Here is a 17,339-nt window from a genome sequence, read left to right as displayed (position 1 = left end):
TTCGCCTGTTAGTTTAGGTTATAAAATGCTTGTCAGGAGTGGAGGAGAGAATACAAAGTGCGCAAAAGCATGACCAGTATTGCATGCAAAATCCTGAAGGACAAATTCATGCCATACCACATAGTTTAACTTTTACTATTTACGACTTACCACTTTGTACTTTCTTGTTCCCTTCGCAGGTATTAGCCTGATCAGGTTCAACGGATCCCGCTTTCGCGGTCTCAGCTCACTGGATTAATTCAGTTGAGCACTCCGACAAGTAACTGTAATCAGTATAAAGCGAAAGAAAATAAAATTTCAAGCCTTGTTTTAGCGTGGTAGGGGAAGCGTGTTAGCCGTAAAAAGCTGTTTGAAGTTTATCAAGCAACACACCCTTCTGCTGAGGGCGCTAGTGGATTATTTTGAAGTCGTTTCTGATTGTCTAGTATGCTGGTTGAACAAGTTTTGTGCATTGGTCAAACGAGAAACGATATGCTCAAACTCATCAGGAACTGTAAAAAACATTTTTCCAGAGATAGCTTCTACATGATCTTGATTGACTGCGTGTAATCTTTCACCATCAGGAATTAGTCGCAATCCACCGCTTAAAATAGCTTCAAAATCGACGCCTGGAGTGGACCACCTGTGCTTTTTCATTTCGATAACAGCCTGCATAGCCTCAGTTGTTGCAAGCGGGTCTGCAAATTTGTTTTGTAGTAAACAATCAACATCATACCAATGACGAGCCAACCTGACAGGGTTTGGCTCTTTTGTTTGTGTAGAAAATTGATGAAGAGCCGTTAGTTTTTCCCATAATATGTAATCCTGTTGGAAAGCTTTAACATTGGCTCTGGGTAATTCCAAGTTACTCAAATCTGGACATTGATATAAATAAGTCTCGACATTCAAAGTTTCCGTAGGTTTTCCTCTGTTACGACCGCCAAATTCTAACAAAACATGATCGAGCTGGTAATCATTCGAGCCACGAGTGGTTCGTGGGAAGTGAATATCTATTTTTTCACCTCTGCTACCTGGCTCAATTTCAGCGTATAAACCTTCAATCTGGTACTTATCCAATTCTTGGTTTAGACCCACTAAAAATTCATTACTCCAGTCTTCCAATAGACTTTGTTGTTTATCTCTGAATTTTTTTGCTTGGCTTTTTGATGTGGTGCTTTGTTGCCATGCTTTTAATTCATCTTCTTCAGAGAGACCAGATAAGTCAGCCCAGTGAATTGAAAGATCGATGTCTTCAGAGAAACGCGAAATTGCACTCCAGCATTTACTTAAAGCGGTTCCACCTTTAAATGCAACTGATAGATTACCTAGTAATGACTCATCATAGAGTAATCTTAGTATCTCCGTTACCCAAATGTCTTTCTCTAAAAAGTTTGCAGGTAAGCCGACTGGGTGCTGTTGTGCGCCAATTGTGAATATATCAGTTAAATCTTTATAGTTTTTATTATCGGTATAAAGTTCAAATAAGTTCATGATGTCAAGGTCTGCTTTATGCTAGATAACTTGTTTTTCCAAGTCCTTAAGCTGCTGTTGTTGAGCAGTTTGTTTATCACTACCAATTTTTCTTCATGTGAAATATTGAGACGTTTGAGAGCTGTACTCAATTGTTGCATCGAAGTATGTTCAGGAGATACGAACATTAAACCGCGTAACAACTCTCCTTCAGGCCGATGCTGCCATCTAAGTTTGAAATTAGCAGTATGTTTGATCTGAACCTCTTCGTTCCCTACTTTAAATACACGTGAAGGGCCGGAACTCCAAAACACTGTTTTTAATGGAGCTTGAGTTTGTAGCCCTAATCGGTAGGCAGACTCTAGCCCCTGAGGAACCATCTTGTAGTGATTAGCCTTAGCCCAAGTTATAGCAACATCTTCAGCTTTAGCTGTAATTTTAATAGATGGGAGGGCCGCTAGTGGTTTCGGTCGAGAGTAGATCCCTTTTGCTACTCGAACAATTTCCCCCTCTTTTGTAAGCCTACTCATTGCCTTTTGGACAGCCGTAACAGAGCCTAGAGAATAAAATTTCTCTATTGTAAATGGTGTTCCTCGTTGCATACGAGATAACCTATTATTAACCAATGCGGACACGGACATATCTATTTAAATGCTGACAAATTTATTCTATGGTGAACCCATTGTATCCTACTATTTATGGTGTTTTCAAGGTTAATTATGTCAGGATTGACTGGTGTGACATGTTGCTATATATTCGCCCGGGAAAACACATTCTTAAGTTTTTGGTGGTTTATAAATTGTACTAATTTATATGCAGGCACGATACTATGAACCTGTTATCGGGCGGTTTTATTCGAATGATCTTGTTGGGTATACTGGTGAGGTAGATACGTTTAACAGGTACTTTTATGTCGCAAATAACCTTTTTAAATACACTGATCCGAATGGTGAGGAAAAATATTATAGGCAGGTAAAAGTGACGCCTTATGGAATTGCTAGTGAATTTCAAAGAAGAAGAAAAAAATGGATTTTAATATCCATTGTTTGCAGTTGTGTTTTTCTCCCTCTTCTATTTACCTTGGACAGTTTTGAGGGACAACGGCTGAGCATAGGAATTACTGTATTCACATTAAGTTTAATAGCTTGGGTTGTATTCACATTAACAGTTTATACTTGCCCAAAATGCGATACTGTGCCATTTACAATAGTTGCTCAGGGCGGAGTTGTATTAAATCCAGACAGTTGCCCCCTATGCAAAGCAATTTTAAAGCCGGAGAACTTATAAAGAGGAACATCAAACGTCTTAGGCAATTTAAACAAAACTTAATTATAAATCCAAAGCCTCGCACTCTGAAGTGACCCCCAGTAATTGGATAGTCCAACTATTAGGGGTCACTTCAATGAGCCCCGTCTTTCTTAGAAATTACGTCTTACCGTAACGCCGTAAGTGCGTGGTTTTGCGTAAGAGATTTGTGAGTTTCCGTAGAAGCCTGATACGTCGAAACCAATTAATTCGTGGTCTGAATCGGTAAGGTTATCTACATAAGCGGCTACGCTCCATAAATCTTCTTTGTCAGTCCAGGTAATGCGTGCATCGGCTTTGAAGTGGCTTTCGATGGTATGCGCAGTAAAGTTTCTTGCGTTGTGGAAAGCTTCTGACTGGTATGAACCGCTTACTAGGGCTGCAACACTGCCGCTGTCTATATCCCATGTGTAGCGTACTAAACCTGATGATTGCCACTCAGGTGTGTAAGGGGGCGTGGTGTCTACAAATACGCCTGAAGCTACTTCTAAATCTTCTACCACAGCATCGGTGTAAGACACGCCGAACATGATGTCTAGTGCATCAATAGGGTTTAATAGTAGCTCAACTTCAGCACCGGTAAATTGCGCGTCTTCGTTGAACACTACGCCAGCATTATTCACCCACGAAAACGACTGATAATCAGAGTAATCATAGTAGAAAATACTACTGTTTAACTGTGCTTTACCGTCCATAAGGGTTAGCTTTGCGCCCGCTTCATAGGCAAGAAGTACTTCGGCGTCGTAGGTGCTAAAACTACCGCCTAAAGGCGCGTTGAAGTTACCTGCTTTTACGCCTCGGTTAATACCAGCATATAAAAGCGTATCTGAGTTTGGTTTATAATCTAACTGTAGCTTTGCAGACCACATGGTTTCATCATTATCCATGGCTACATCTACCAATGGATCAATGCCGTAATCTACTTCAATATCACGGTCTACCAAGTTGGCGTTTTGACGCAATTGGCCATCCATCGACTTATTTTCACGTACTAAACGTAAACCCGATACCAGCACGAGTTCGTCGGTTAAATCGTAGTCAATTTGCCCGAATACAGAGTAGGAGTCGGTATCAATGGTGGCTAACGTGTTTTGCTCTTCACCGGCTAGATAACCGCCCGTTGGGCTTGCAGCTAAGCCTTGCAGGTAGTCGGTTTCAATGCTTAAGTAATAAAAACCTGCCACCCATTTGCTGTTCATAGTGTTGCCGCTTACGCGCAACTCTTCACTGAACTGGGTAATGTCGCCGTCTGATTGGAAAATCAATTCTGGTGAGGCGGTTTGATCTGAATCTAGGCCGATAACACGGGTAAAGTTTTTCCAGTCGGTCACCGAGGTAAAGGTGAAGTCGTCAAAGTCATATTCATAAGTTGCCGCTAGGCCGCGTGACTTAATTTTGTTTTGATCGTCAAAGGCGAAATCTTTATTTACTTTTTCGCCGCTACCATCAGGGTCGATATTACCGTTAAAGTCACCGCCTTGAACTGGGCGCAACGGATCACCGTTAAAGTTACCGTCTACACAAGCGCCAGCTTGAATGGTGTCGCAGCCTAGAGGATCGTCAGCGGCGTAAATAACATCAATAACATTACCAGCAGCGTCTTTAACTTCTGTGGTATTAACTACCTGATAAGGGCCTTCACTTTTTGTGGTATCGGCCCAGTTTGCACTAACCAAAAGGTTAGAATTAGCGCTTAAGTCAAAGTTTAACTGTGCACGAAATGCTTTGGTATCGTCGTTGTAACCGTCTTCGCCGCCACCAATACTTCCGGCACGGGTGTCGGGGGCCGCTTCATCTTCGTACACGTTCTCAAGGATGTTACCCATATGGTTCGCCATCACAGAGATACGGCCCGATACTTTATCGCTTAATGCGCCAGATACCGCACCTTCAAAGCGTTTTTGTTCGAAGCTAGCGAAAGTGAGTTCAGCGTAACCTTCCACTTCTTCAGTAGGTTTCGCTGTAATGGTATTTACCATACCGCCAGTGGCGTTACGGCCAAAAAGGGTGCCCTGTGGGCCTTTTAATATTTCAACACGGGCTATATCGAATAAACCGAATGTTTGCGCTTGTGTACTGGCTAAGTACCCGCCATCTACGTATACCGCAACAGGAGCTTCAGCAATGTCGGCGTAATCGTTTTGTACAACACCGCGAATGTTAAAGATGGCACGTTGACCACCAATATCACCGGCTAGGGATACACCTGGCGTAAACGCAATAAGATCAGTGCTGCTTTCAAAACCTAGTGACTCCATTTGCTCGCCACTAAATGCCGTTACCGCAATACTTACGTCGTTTATGTATTGCTCACGCTTTTGCGAAGTAACCGTAATTTTTTCAAGTACCACCGAATCTGCTGCTGCAGTGTATGAAGATTGAAGTGCTAATCCGATTGCTAAAGCGCATAGCGTCTGTTTCGATTTCATCATGTGTTCCCTTCTTGTTGTTGTTACATCTACAAACTACATAGAAGTATTTTTTTGTTTTTTATTTGATTAACTTTTGTTCTAACGAAACTAAAGGGGTTTTACCAAGGGGTAAATATTCATGTGTCGAAGTCATGTTTCATATTTATGAAACTAAGTGGCATTTACTTTCCTAAGTTTACAATATATTAACAATGTGGTGATTTAAGCGAAATTAGGTGGTTGGTGCTTAAATAGCTAATATATATAGGTAAAGTTTGTTTTTTATGGTGTTGGAACTGATTTAGGGTAAAGGGTTTATTGATATGGCTATAAGGAAAAGCGATAGCGTAGGGCGAAGTTTCACGCAAATTAAATGACAATAATTTACGTGAAACTCACCCTTGGCTAGTCACCAAATTTATCGGAAGGCAGGGATAACTTCTTTGCCGTAACGGGTGATAATATTTTCTTCATCACCGTTGTCTAAATAGATATTAAATTGCGTGGTTCCGGCATTTTTAAGTGCCTGAATTTTAGTAATGTGATCTTCAGCTTCACCTAATACACAGAAGCTTTTTACGATGTCGTCGGTAATAAAGTCTAGGTAAGGGTTATCGCTTTGACCATGTTTTGAATAATCGTAGCCACGACGTTGTTCTATATAATCGGTTAAGCTTTTTGGTACTAAGCCTGAATCTGTACCGTATTTTTCTACAATATCAGCCACGTGATTACCTACCATGGCAGGGAACCATTTGGTTTTTTCAATACAGGTTTCCATGTCACCAAAGTATGCAGGTGCAGCCGCTTGAACTTTGAAGTCGCTCATGTCGCGCTCAACCTTGTTGCCTGCGTCTTGGCACTGTTGGCCAAACCATTGCACTAAATCTGGGTCGCCGATTTGAAGAATAACACCATCGCCATGCTCGCCAGCTACTGCTAGGGCTTTCGGGCCATAAGCGCCCACCCAAACTGGCAGTTCATAGCCTGTAGCCCAAGGGAATTTAACCGGCTTTTCGCATTCGCCGTACATCACTTCTTCTCCGCGCACCATGGCTTTCACTTTGTGAGTGAATTCGGTTAAGCGGGCTAGGTTAGCAGGCTTTTTACCCATTACGCGCATGGAAGAATCGCCACGGCCTAAACCAATGTCGAAACGGCCATTACTTTGCAACGCCAAGCTGGCGTACAAGCTTGCCGCTACCGACCAGTCACGTACGTTAGGGTTAGTCACACAGGGGCCAAAGCGCATTTTGGTGGTGTGCTCCATACACATAGCCATTGCCACGAAAGACTCGCGCCAAAGAATGTGTGAATCGTAAAACCAGCAATAATCGAAACCGGCTTCTTCGGCCATTTTTACTAATTTACGGGCACGATCTGGGCTAACAAAGCCTTTAAATGTAATACCAAATTCCATGAGTTCTTCCTCTGCTTTTTCTATTTTGTTTAATGCGTGTCTTTACTTAATTTTCTTTGCTTAATTTATTTGGCAGCTAATACCTAGTAGCTAATACCTAGTAGCTAATCACTAGCTGCTTACCTTGTTTTTTACGTCGCCGTTTTAATGATCGGGTGGGCAGATACGAATACCTGCATGGCTAAATGGCACTGCTTTGGATATGTTTAAGCGAATCAAAATGGGGGTGATGGCTTCAATACAGCGGGCACTTTCTGCTAGGCCAGCGTTGTAACTTTGAACACCTAAGTTATCTAGCAATGCTATGACTTTATTTTTGGCTTCAAGCTGATTACCGCAGACCAAAATGTCGCAGTTAATGCTTTGCTCAAGGTTGTTAAGGGTGACAGCAGATACATTATGTAGCGCACCTACCACGGCATAGTCATCGCCTAACAATGCTTGGGCAGATTCTGTGGCTGAGCCTTCTGGCGGCATGGCAACCGCTTTGGGGTTGTTCTCTGCCAGCGGTACAACAATATCGATAACGATTTTGTCGCGAAGCAATGGACGGATTGCATCTAAGGTCGCGTGATGCGCAGCCCAAGGTACTGAAATAATAACGAACTCATCCGCTGCCGATGTGGCTGCAATCGTATCTGTGCCACTGATGGTGCCCGTTGTGGCGGTACTTGCCGCTGCAATAGATTCTTGTAATGCTTGGGCTTTTTCTGCTGCCCGCTCACCATCTCGTGAACCAATAACGACGTCTATTCCCGCTAGGGCGAAGCGTTTCGCTAGCCCCGAACCTTGCGGGCCAGTGCCGCCTAAAATAGCAATCTTCATGCAAATAAATCCTCTTGGGTTGGTCTTAACAGGTCTGAGGCTTTACTGTCTGGGTTACTTTCCCATTCAAGCCCTTTGAATAAAATAACGGGACACTTACCTTGTTTACTCATCAGCAAGCCAGAAGCTGCAGCAAGTTCATCGGCAAGGGCAGGCGCTGTAACTTTTAGGGGGCGACCCCAAGCATCACATTCACCAAAAAGTGGGTTTAAGGCGGGCACATTCGCTACGCCAATGGCCACATTGGTTTGGCCTAATCGCCAAGGGCGGCCAAAGGTATCACTTATCACCACGCCAATACTGTGGGCTGGTGCGCCATAATATTTGCATAGACTTTCAGCAATTTCTCGCGCACTAGCGTCGGGATCTTTGGGGAGTAAAATTAACTCGCCTGGGTTATCGGTGTTCGACTCATCAACCGCTGCGTTAGCACTAATATGACCTAAACGATGTTCGGTAAGAATAATGCCTTCGTTAGCGCCAGGGTGTTTATGCACTTTTACCAAGCGGGTAGATTCCGATAAAATAACCGTAACTTTGCGAGGGTCTTTATTCACCTTTTCAGCCACGTCTATGGCCTCTTGCGTTGGGGTAATATCGTCAACATGGCAAACCGCGCCTTCAGCCTTCGATATGATTTTCTGGGCAATAACCAATACATCGCCTTCACATAAAACCTGTCGCTGTGCGGTAAGCTTCTCAATTATCAAGCCCACAAGATTGTCGCCTTCGCGGATATCCGGTAGGCCTTCAATTGTGTTGATGGTAAGTGCTCGCATACTTTCTACCTTAAGCAATCAAAGAGTCGATAACGTCATTCACGTGCCGAAGATCGTCTGGATGGTCGATGTCTTGACTTAGGTATTTGGGCTGTATCGTTACGCACTTTAAGCCTTTTTCTATAGCAGCTTGATGATGTTCATAAGAAGACGCTTTACCAAATGCAAAGTCGATGGCATTTGGTGGTGTTGTGCAAAGCGCGTTTGTGCCGCCATCATAGGCACTGCCAATAACTACAGAGGTGTCTCCTGAGGCTAGTGAGGTAATTGACGTTAGTTCGGTTGCATCCAACCGAGCGATATCGGCAGGCAAAATAAGCTGGTGGGTAAAGCCGTGAGACATACTCCACTCAGTAGCTTGGGCAAGCGCGGTATTTAAATTACTGCCTTTTTGCTCGAATATGACCTTGCAACCCAAGCTGGTGGCTAAATCGGCGATATAAAGTGACGGCGTTACTACCAGTTTCTGCCATTGAGGAAACGCACCGTTTAACGACATAACGGTTTTCTTAAACAGTTTGATTGCTAAGGCTTTACGCACACTGGCAGGTAAATGCGGTGACAAGCGCTGCTTACTAAACGCCGGGTCTTTCATTGGAATAACAACGCATAGTTTATGCACAAGGCTCCTCCAGTTGATAAGCGGTGGCCGCCGAAATAACCTCTTCCATAAGGGTGACTTTGTCTTGGTCTGATTTCATTAGGGTTGACGTGCAATGCGCATGTAAGCCAAAGCTTTCGATGGTGTCTATGTCGCCATCATCTTGATTATCAATTACTAATACATCGCACAGGCCTTGGTAGAATTCAGCAATGCCTTTGTTGCCCGGCGTATAGCTCATTTGCTGTAGTAGCTTTTCAGCAGGGCCTTTTATTGCTTTTCCTCCTATAAGTGGCGATACCGCAATTTTCGTGGATTCACTTGCTGCTAGTGCATCGCGAATTTGTGGTATAGCAAGCATAGGTGCAATACTGAGCAACGGGTTGCTAGGGGCAAAAACAATGATGTCTGCAGCTTCTATGGCGGCTAATACTTCCGGTGTGGCAGAGGCGAACTCTGCACCTTTGTACGCTATATCAGTTACATCAGCTTCGCAGCGTTGATGTACAAAGTAAGTTTGAAAGTCTACCCAGCCGTTTTCGGTCTTGAGTCGGGTTTGCACGGTATCGTCGGTAGCTGGCAGCAAAGGTACGGTAATACCTAATCGGGTAGTAATTTGGCGCGTGATGGCCGTCATGCTAGTACCTTCTGCTCGCTTAGCACTTCTGAAAATATGGGTGGCAATATCCATGTCGCCCAAGTGCATCCACGTACTAGATCCAAACTGAGCAAGTCGCGACAATATGCGGCAGCTGTCGTTTTTAAGACCCCAGCCAGTGACTGGATTTACTTCGTTCGCCAACGTGTAGGTGAGCGTGTCTAGGTCAGGCGACACCCATAAATTATGAAACTCGTCGTCATCACCCACATTGCCAATAATGGTTAGGTTATCTTTGTAGTCTGATTGATACAGGCCCTTTGCGGCTTTTGCACCGCCTACGCCGCCTGCGAATAACACTATGTTCTTCATGCGCTTACCTTCACGGGAATGTGAGATGCTGCGTTAAATGGACTAATGGCTGGCTTGGGAGTTTTAGATACTGGCTTGGCAACTTCTGAACCCACAAGCGCCTCTTGGTGAGCTGGCTTTTTGTCTCGGCCGTAGGGGGTAACTACGTCGTACGAGGTATTGCGCTGATGGGCGTTTAGCCCCGCACGCTGAATAAAGTTCACCATATCCCTAGGGACAATTTCCTGACCATGGCTAGCCCCTGCTGCACGAGAAATACTCTCGTTCATTAGCGTACCGCCTAAGTCGTTAGCGCCTGCGCGTAGCACTTTTGACGCCATATCTGGGCCCATTTTTACCCATGAGGCTTGAATATTATCGATATAGCCTTGTAACACTAATCGCGCAATGGCGTGCATTTTGAAATGCTCATCGGCAGTTGGGCCGGTTCTTACTTCGCTAGGGTTATTTTTGTAAAGGGGGCTGTCATTATGTATAAAGCCTAACGGAACAAATTCGGTAAAGCCGCCAGTCCGCGCTTGCATGTCACGCAATAAAATAAGATGAGCGGCCCAGTGCGATGGCCCATCTATATGTCCATACATAATGGTGGATGTGGTTGGTAAGCCAACGTTATGCGCAGTTTCGATGATTTTAAGCCAGTTTTCGGTGCTGAGTTTATTTTTAGTTAGCTTGCGCCTTACTTCGGTATCAAGAATTTCAGCAGCCGTACCTGGCATAGAAGCCAAGCCACGTTGTTTTAAGTCGGTTAATAATTCTGTATAGGTTTTGCGGCCTTTCATTGCGCCATACCAAATTTCAAAGGGCGAATAGGCATGAATATGAATATCGGGTACGGTAGATGACACCGTATCAAGTAAATCACCGTAAAAACCGGCAGGTAAGTCAGGATGCAAACCACCTTGAACACAAATTTCTGTTGCGCCGCGAGCGTGGGCTTCTTTGGCTCTAGCGGCCACTTGATGAGGGGCTAAAAACTCTGCATCGCCAGCGTTTTTATTCACCCCAAAATTACAAAACTGACAGCCCATATGGCATACGTTGGTAAAGTTAATATTACGAGTGATCACAAAGGATGCATCATTGCCGGTGCGCAGTTCACGCACAATGTCTGCGGTATGCAACAAGGCATCTGTTTCTGGCCCTTGGCAGTAAAACAAGGCTTCTGCTTCTTCGTGGTTAAGCATTTTACCTTCTAAAGCCCGCTGTAAAATATGTGCAATAGCAGGGCGAAGTTGGCTTAGCTTACTTTGAATAGGCGTATCGCTGTACGGTAAGGTGAAGTCGCCCGCTGGGGTTAGGTCGCAAGGTGAAACCGAGGTGATATTTTGCAGTATGTTACCCATGAGCAACTCCTTGAAAAGTGGTGTTATCTATACATTGCTCTACGGCAAGGCCGTCGTTGCGCCAAGCTGGCATAGCTTGATGCAACGCTTTGGTAACGTAACGTTCGCCAGCTTGTAGGTACTTTGGATATACCGTTAAACGCTCTTGCAATGCATAGCCTTGTTGCTCGCATGCAGTGGCTAATTCTGTAATTTGCGGCCAGCTACGTTCAGGGTTAATAAAATCTTTCGTTAACGGTGAAATACCGCCCCAATCGTTAATGCCTGCGGCTATGTAGTGAGGGTATTCTTGGGCTAGGTTAGGCGGCGCCTGCAGTGAAATAGCCGGGTCTAATATTAACCGTGCCATGGCCAATGTGCGGCGCATATCATCTAGGGTAGGCTCTGGTGCATTTGCCATGGCTGTACCGGCTTTTGCGCGAAAATTCTGAACAATGACTTCTTGAATATGGCCGTATTCTTGGTACAGGGTGTTAATCGCCATTAAGCTATCAACACGTTCTTCCCACGTTTCACCAATGCCAATAAGAATGCCGGTGGTGAAGGGAATATCTAGCTTTCCTGCGTCTTCCAAAGTTTTTAAGCGAATACCTGGCACTTTGTCTGGACAGGCATAATGGGGTTGGCCCTTTTTCATCAAACGGTCGCTGGTGCACTCGAGCATCATACCCATGCTGCCGCTTACGTTTTTCAGCTGTTTCAGTTCGTTAAAGGTTAACGTTCCCGCATTCACATGGGGGATCATCAAGCTTTTATCCAGCACCATTTCACATACTTCGGTAAGGTAATCCACCATGCTGGTATGGCCCAATGTTGCCAACCAATCTTTCGCGTAGCGATAACGCTTCTCCGGTTTTTCACCCAAGCTAAACAAGGCTTCTTTACACCCTTGCGCCTGACCTTTTAGCACGGAAGCTAACACCTGACTTGGGTTTAAGATATTGGCTTGCCCCGAATCTGGATGTTTTACAAACGTGCAATAACCACAGGTATCCCTACACATGTTTGTAAGTGGAATAAATATCTTTCGTGAGTACGTGAGGGTATTAGGCCAGTGCGTATCGCGAACGCCTGCAGCTTGTTCGCAAAGTGCATCTAGCTGTGCACCTGTAGCATGTTCAAGGGCAATGGCGTGTTGGCGCGATAGCATAATGGGCGTCTCCTGCAAGTAAGGTTAATGCACTAAATATTCAATTTAGGCTGTTGCTTTTTTAATCTTTATCATGGTTTTTACCAAATGGTAAAGAAAATATTTGCAGGTTTTTTTGGTGCGAAGTGTGTCTCAAAATAGAGCAAGTTGGGTGCGCTAGTAGGGAGTTGGGTAGGTTTTAATGCTTGGCTTAATTTTGCTAAATCTTATATATAACAATGGCTTAATTTGGTTTATTGCTGATGCTAAAGTAGGGGGAGTAGAAAGTAAAAGGCGCGCCTTTTCGATGAGGCGCGCCAGAAAAAGAAGGATAAATTAATTTTTATGCACTAGTGTTGTGCATCTAGGGCACTTAAAACGAAATTGCATAAAAATTCAGTGGCCTCGTTAAAGTCATCTTGTTCTAAAGACGGCTTACCTAACAGTAATTGAATTTGCGTTGAGAAGTCGGCATAGGTTTGCGTGGCAGCCCATATGGTAAAAAACAGATGCTTAGGATCGACAGGGCGAATATGGCCAGCGGCTATCCAGCGCTCAATAATTTTTACGTCTCGTTCAAACGCAGGCTTCAAATTTTCTATCAAATAGGTTTTCAGTACAGGTGCACCGTTAATAATTTCATGGGCGAATACTTTTGACCCATTGGGATAATCACGAGATAACTCGATTTTCTGCTGAATGTACTGACGAATGGTGCTGGCTGGTGAAGCCTCTGGGTCGTCGTTGAACTGCATTTTCTCAAGCCATAAATCAATCATGTTTTCTAGTACGGCTTGGTACAACTTATCTTTGCCTGGAAAGTAATACAAAATGAGCTGTTTAGAGATGCCGGCTTGTTGCGCCACTGCATCCATTGAAGAGCCAGCAAACCCTTTTTGTGCAAATACCTCTTCTGCGGCGCGTAGAATTCCGGCCTCTGTTTTTGCACGATTGGCCTGCGTCTTTGTAGGTTTTGTCATTTTTATTTCCTGTTACCGCTTCCATGTGGCCTTGTATAAATTTGCCACTTGTTCTTATTGTTCGTTCTCTTTACTGCTTACCTAAGCATTGAAAGCACAACCTTGAATGTCATAAAGTCAGTGTAATCGCTACGCTAAATAGCCATTGTTTCTTCCTTCCCATGTTCCTTGGCAAGGGCTTCTAAAAATAACTCAACCAAACGGGTGGGCTTAGGTGACTTACGATAGATGGCCGCGAATTCACAATGATAGGCGAAATTATTAGGTTCGATAGCGCGCATCTGGCCTTTTTTTACGAAAGATTCCGCATAATGATCAGGCAAGAAGCCTAAATAACAGCCCGAAGAAATCAGTGTGGCAATACCTTCCTGATCGTTCGCTACCGCCATTTTGTTGAGCCCTAGCGACATACTTTTATCCATATTTGGGCTGTGAAAGCTTAGCCCCGCATACTTAGCTTCGCATATTTCTTCTCGAGGAATGTCGCCAAGTTCAATGTAAAAGGGGTGTTTTCTTCCGCAGTACAGATGCATTTGCTCACCAAACAAGGGTAAGTAATTTAGGCTTGAAGACGAACGATGGGTAGGAATAATGCCAATATGATAGCGCCCATCCAATATGCCTTGCTCAATGGTATTAACCGGCACCACATGAATTTCTACATTCACATTAGGCGCCTGTTGCTGATAGGTGTAAATGGCTTCATTCACCTTGCACGCATCGTTCGACACGGTTTTATCGAACATGGCTACCACCACATTGCCCTGCAAATGCCGGTGCATGTCGTTAACTTCATTTCTAAAGTCTTGTAGAGACAGCAGTAAGCGTTGAGTCGATTCATAAATTCGCTTTCCTTCTTCGGTAAGCGAAAAGCCCCCACGGCCTCGATGACAAAGCACCATACCCAATCGAGTTTCTAAATCTTTTAAATGTCGGCTAATGGTAGAACGCCCAATATTGAGTTCTAGCTCGGCAGCAGAAAGGCCGCCAGCCTGCGCCACCACTATAAATACTCTTAATAAGCGAATGTCTGTATCTGATAGATTTCCAAGAATTGCGCGCATAGTTTCATGTTTATGAAAGTAAGATTTGAATATTTATAATTTATCGAACTTATGAGGCTGGGTAAAGTAGACCAAGTGAACAAATATCATAGGAAAACAATTATGACCCAGTGGGCTTCCAAGCTATCACAATCGCAAATGGATGCGTTGTGGATGCCTTACACTGCAAATCGCCAGTTTAAAGCATCGCCTAAAATGATTACCGGTGCACAAGGCAATTACCTCATTGATGACAATGGTCGCAAAATCTTTGATGGATTATCTGGGTTATGGACATGCGGCGCAGGGCATAACCGCCCTGAAATTGCCGAAGCAGTCGCGAAACAGTTAACAACGCTAGATTACGCGCCCGCCTTTCAGTATGGCCACAATTTGGCGTTTGAACTAGCCGACAGGCTAGCTAACATGGCGCCGGCCGACATCAATAAAGTGTTTTTCACTAACTCAGGTTCTGAAGCCGCTGATACATCGACCAAGATTGCTCGTGCCTATTGGCGCCAGCAAGGTCAGCCTACTAAAACCCGTATTATTGGTCGCGCGAAAGGCTATCACGGTGCAAGCTGGGGCGGCATTAGCTTTGGCGGCATTGGCGCAAACCGAAAAATGTGGGGGCCAGCCATGGAGTCTGATCACCTTTCACATACCTTGTTGCCGAACAATCAATTCTGCAAAGGCGCACCGAACTATGGTGAAGAGCTTGCTGATGAGCTTATCGAAATAGTGGCATTACATGATGCGTCGAATATTGCGGCAGTAATAGTTGAGCCAATGAGTGGTTCTGCTGGGGTTATCGTTCCACCAAAAGCCTATTTACGCCGCTTACGTGAACTGTGTAACCAGCACGATATTTTACTTATTTTCGATGAAGTGATTACGGGCTTTGGCCGCACAGGTAGCTTATTTGGCGCCGATGCGTTTGATGTAGTACCCGATATGATTAACGTGGCCAAGCAGATCACCAATGGCGCTGTTCCTATGGGCGCGGTATTGGCTCGCGAATTTATCTACGACACTGTGATTAACGCAGGCGGTGCCGACTACAACATTGAATTGCCACACGGTTACACCTACTCCGGCCACCCTGTTGCTTGCGCTGCAGCCATGGCTGCCCTTGATATTCTAGAACAAGAAAAGCTTGTTAGCCGGGTTGCCGAACTTAGTCCGTATTTTGAAGAGGCGGTGCATAGCTTAAAAGGCATGCCATTCGTGAGTGATATTCGAAACTTCGGATTTGCAGCAGGGTTTAGCATTGAAAGCTACCCAGGCGAACCGGCAAGGCGCCCGTATGAAATTGCTGACGCCATGTGGAAGAAAGGATTTTACGTGCGCTACGGCGGCGACACTATTCAGCTAGGCCTTCCGTTTACCACCGAAAAAGCGGAAATCGACACCTTAATTAACGCGATGCAAGACACTTTAATGGGCAAGTAGCCCTTTACCGTCTTATATCCACTTACGCAAAAAGAGATACAGATATGACTTCATTGGTAGGACACTTCATTCATGGCGAACACGTAGCGCCGCAAGATGGAAATTTGATTGATATCCACAACCCTTCTACTGGCGCGGTGTGCGGACAAGTAGAAATGGCGTCGTCGGCATTAGTACAAAAGGCGATAGATTCAGCAAAAGCGGCTTATCCAGCATGGCGTGCCACGCCACCAGCAAAGCGTGCACAGGTTATGTTTCGCTTAAAAGTATTGCTAGAGCAGCACAGCGACAAAATTTGTGAACTGATTAGTGAAGAGCACGGCAAAGTGCTACACGATGCGAAAGGTGAGTTGCAGCGCGGTATTGAAAACGTTGAGTTTGCTTGTGGCATGCCTCAATTGCTGAAAGGTGAGCACAGCAAAGACGTGGGCCCAGGCATTGACGCGTGGAGTGAATTCCAGCCCCTAGGTGTAGTGACAGGTATTACGCCATTTAACTTTCCGGCCATGGTACCTTTATGGATGTGGCCCAGCGCTATCATGTGTGGCAACACCTTTGTGTTAAAGCCATCTGAAAAAGACCCATCTAGCGCTTTATACATTGCAGTGCTTGCGGCTGAAGCAGGCTTGCCGCCGGGTGTGCTAAACGTTGTAAACGGCGACAAAGCTGCTGTAGATCAACTGCTTGAAGACCCAACGATTCAAGCGGTAAGTTTTGTAGGTTCAACACCTGTTGCCGAAGCTATTTATCAAAAAGCCAGTGCTAACGGTAAGCGTTGCCAAGCCTTAGGTGGCGCGAAAAACCACGCCATTGTTATGCCAGATGCGGATGTAGATAACGTTGTTAATGCGCTAATGGGCGCTGCGTTTGGCTCATGCGGCGAACGCTGTATGGCGTTATCGGTAGTGCTGGCAGTAGGTGATGAAATGGGCGATACCCTGCGTGATAGGCTATCAGCACAAATCGAAACCTTAAAAGTGGGGGCGGGTAGCGACAACAGCAATGACATGGGGCCGTTAATCAGTGCTCAACATTTCGATACTGTAAGTGGATTCATCGACTCCGGTGTTAGCCAAGAAGCGGATTTAGTCAGCGATGGTAGAAAGCTTAGTGTAGAAGGTTTTGAAGAAGGCTATTTCTTAGGAGCTACCTTGTTCGACAAGGTAAAACCTCACATGGAAATTTACCAAAAAGAGATTTTTGGCCCTGTACTTGTGATGCTACGTGTACCTGATATGCAAACCGCACTTGAGCTAATTAACGAGCACGAATACGGCAATGGTACCTGTATATTCACCCGTGATGGTGAAGCCGCGCGTTTCTTTATCGATCAGGTTCAAGTGGGCATGGTGGGTGTGAACGTACCGTTACCCGTGCCTGTGTCTTACCACAGCTTTGGTGGTTGGAAGCGCTCATTGTTTGGCGATTTACATGCCTACGGGCCGGACTCCGTACGTTTCTACACGCGTAGAAAAGCCATTACACAACGCTGGCCTTCAACGAATTTGCGTGAAGGCAGTCAATTTTCTTTCCCAAGCAATTAATCATAAAGCTAGCGTTTAAACCGATGAAGTTCGCAAATCAGCGAACTTCGTTGGCCATTAAAAACCGGTGCAACGGCCTCTGGCA

15 protein-coding genes and 1 riboswitch are annotated in these 17,339 nt (G+C 44.9%); of the genes, 3 read left to right on the top strand and 12 right to left on the bottom strand.

The features are described 5' to 3' along the window. Positions 1-151: 151 nt before the first annotated feature. A riboswitch (TPP riboswitch) is annotated at positions 152-265 on the bottom strand. A gap of 131 nt (positions 266-396) precedes the next feature. Together AAC006_RS10745 and AAC006_RS10740 are read right to left on the bottom strand one after the other, a co-directional pair. Beyond that, complete coding sequence (locus tag AAC006_RS10745; RefSeq protein WP_126872684.1) at positions 397-1,470, bottom strand: nucleotidyl transferase AbiEii/AbiGii toxin family protein; 1,074 nt, start codon at positions 1,468-1,470, stop codon at positions 397-399. Beyond that, complete coding sequence (locus AAC006_RS10740; RefSeq protein ID WP_041452613.1) at positions 1,467-2,090, bottom strand: DUF6088 family protein; 624 nt, start codon at positions 2,088-2,090, stop codon at positions 1,467-1,469. Before AAC006_RS10740 ends, AAC006_RS10745 begins: the two co-directional genes overlap by 4 nt. 172 nt (positions 2,091-2,262) lie before the next feature. Between AAC006_RS10740 and AAC006_RS10735 the strand changes: the two genes are divergently transcribed. After that, positions 2,263-2,736 (top strand): RHS repeat-associated core domain-containing protein, encoded by a 474-nt coding sequence (locus tag AAC006_RS10735; protein ID WP_208805170.1) that lies wholly within the window; start codon positions 2,263-2,265, stop codon positions 2,734-2,736. Between the two features lie 131 nt (positions 2,737-2,867). Here the strand turns inward: AAC006_RS10735 and AAC006_RS10730 are convergent, their stop codons facing one another. The 10 genes from AAC006_RS10730 to AAC006_RS10685 form a co-directional block, all read right to left on the bottom strand. After that, complete coding sequence (locus tag AAC006_RS10730; protein ID WP_260563498.1) at positions 2,868-5,186, bottom strand: TonB-dependent receptor; 2,319 nt, start codon at positions 5,184-5,186, stop codon at positions 2,868-2,870. A 397-nt stretch (positions 5,187-5,583) separates the two neighbouring features. Continuing rightward, entirely contained in the window at positions 5,584-6,585 is a 1,002-nt protein-coding gene (locus AAC006_RS10725; protein ID WP_013786089.1) for a TIGR03842 family LLM class F420-dependent oxidoreductase, read from the bottom strand. A 144-nt stretch (positions 6,586-6,729) separates the two neighbouring features. Next, a complete protein-coding gene (npdG, locus tag AAC006_RS10720; protein ID WP_126872683.1) occupies positions 6,730-7,410 on the bottom strand; it encodes an NADPH-dependent F420 reductase in 681 nt (226 codons plus the stop codon). Continuing rightward, on the bottom strand, positions 7,407-8,189 hold the full coding sequence (gene cofE, locus AAC006_RS10715; protein WP_013786087.1) for a coenzyme F420-0:L-glutamate ligase: 783 nt from the start codon (positions 8,187-8,189) through the stop codon (positions 7,407-7,409). The genes npdG and cofE overlap by 4 nt, the downstream gene beginning before the upstream one ends. Positions 8,190-8,199: 10 nt before the next feature. Beyond that, positions 8,200-8,811 carry a 2-phospho-L-lactate guanylyltransferase gene (gene cofC, locus AAC006_RS10710; RefSeq protein WP_208805171.1) on the bottom strand — a complete coding sequence of 204 codons (612 nt, stop codon included), beginning with the start codon at positions 8,809-8,811 and terminating at the stop codon, positions 8,200-8,202. After that, entirely contained in the window at positions 8,804-9,760 is a 957-nt protein-coding gene (cofD, locus tag AAC006_RS10705) for a 2-phospho-L-lactate transferase (RefSeq protein ID WP_339891294.1), read from the bottom strand. The genes cofC and cofD overlap by 8 nt, the downstream gene beginning before the upstream one ends. Beyond that, entirely contained in the window at positions 9,757-11,106 is a 1,350-nt protein-coding gene (gene cofH, locus AAC006_RS10700; RefSeq protein WP_339891292.1) for a 5-amino-6-(D-ribitylamino)uracil--L-tyrosine 4-hydroxyphenyl transferase CofH, read from the bottom strand. Before cofH ends, cofD begins: the two co-directional genes overlap by 4 nt. After that, positions 11,099-12,256 (bottom strand): 7,8-didemethyl-8-hydroxy-5-deazariboflavin synthase CofG, encoded by a 1,158-nt coding sequence (gene cofG, locus AAC006_RS10695; protein WP_013786083.1) that lies wholly within the window; start codon positions 12,254-12,256, stop codon positions 11,099-11,101. Before cofG ends, cofH begins: the two co-directional genes overlap by 8 nt. Before the next feature lie 329 nt (positions 12,257-12,585). Continuing rightward, on the bottom strand, positions 12,586-13,215 hold the full coding sequence (locus AAC006_RS10690; protein WP_126872678.1) for a TetR family transcriptional regulator C-terminal domain-containing protein: 630 nt from the start codon (positions 13,213-13,215) through the stop codon (positions 12,586-12,588). 134 nt (positions 13,216-13,349) lie between these two features. After that, on the bottom strand, positions 13,350-14,279 hold the full coding sequence (locus tag AAC006_RS10685; protein ID WP_126872677.1) for a LysR family transcriptional regulator: 930 nt from the start codon (positions 14,277-14,279) through the stop codon (positions 13,350-13,352). Between the two features lie 102 nt (positions 14,280-14,381). Between AAC006_RS10685 and AAC006_RS10680 the strand changes: the two genes are divergently transcribed. Together AAC006_RS10680 and AAC006_RS10675 are read left to right on the top strand one after the other, a co-directional pair. Then, positions 14,382-15,710, top strand: coding sequence for an aspartate aminotransferase family protein (locus tag AAC006_RS10680; protein WP_339891291.1), 1,329 nt, complete (start codon positions 14,382-14,384; stop codon positions 15,708-15,710). Positions 15,711-15,754: 44 nt separating this feature from the next. Beyond that, positions 15,755-17,254 carry a CoA-acylating methylmalonate-semialdehyde dehydrogenase gene (locus tag AAC006_RS10675; RefSeq protein ID WP_339891290.1) on the top strand — a complete coding sequence of 500 codons (1,500 nt, stop codon included), beginning with the start codon at positions 15,755-15,757 and terminating at the stop codon, positions 17,252-17,254. Positions 17,255-17,339 lie beyond the last annotated feature (85 nt).

Source organism: uncultured Alteromonas sp., assembly GCF_963976965.1.
GTDB classification, from domain to species: Bacteria; Pseudomonadota; Gammaproteobacteria; order Enterobacterales; family Alteromonadaceae; genus Alteromonas; species Alteromonas naphthalenivorans.
Note: the sequence above shows the minus strand (reverse complement) of the source record. Positions and strands in the feature narration are given on the sequence as shown.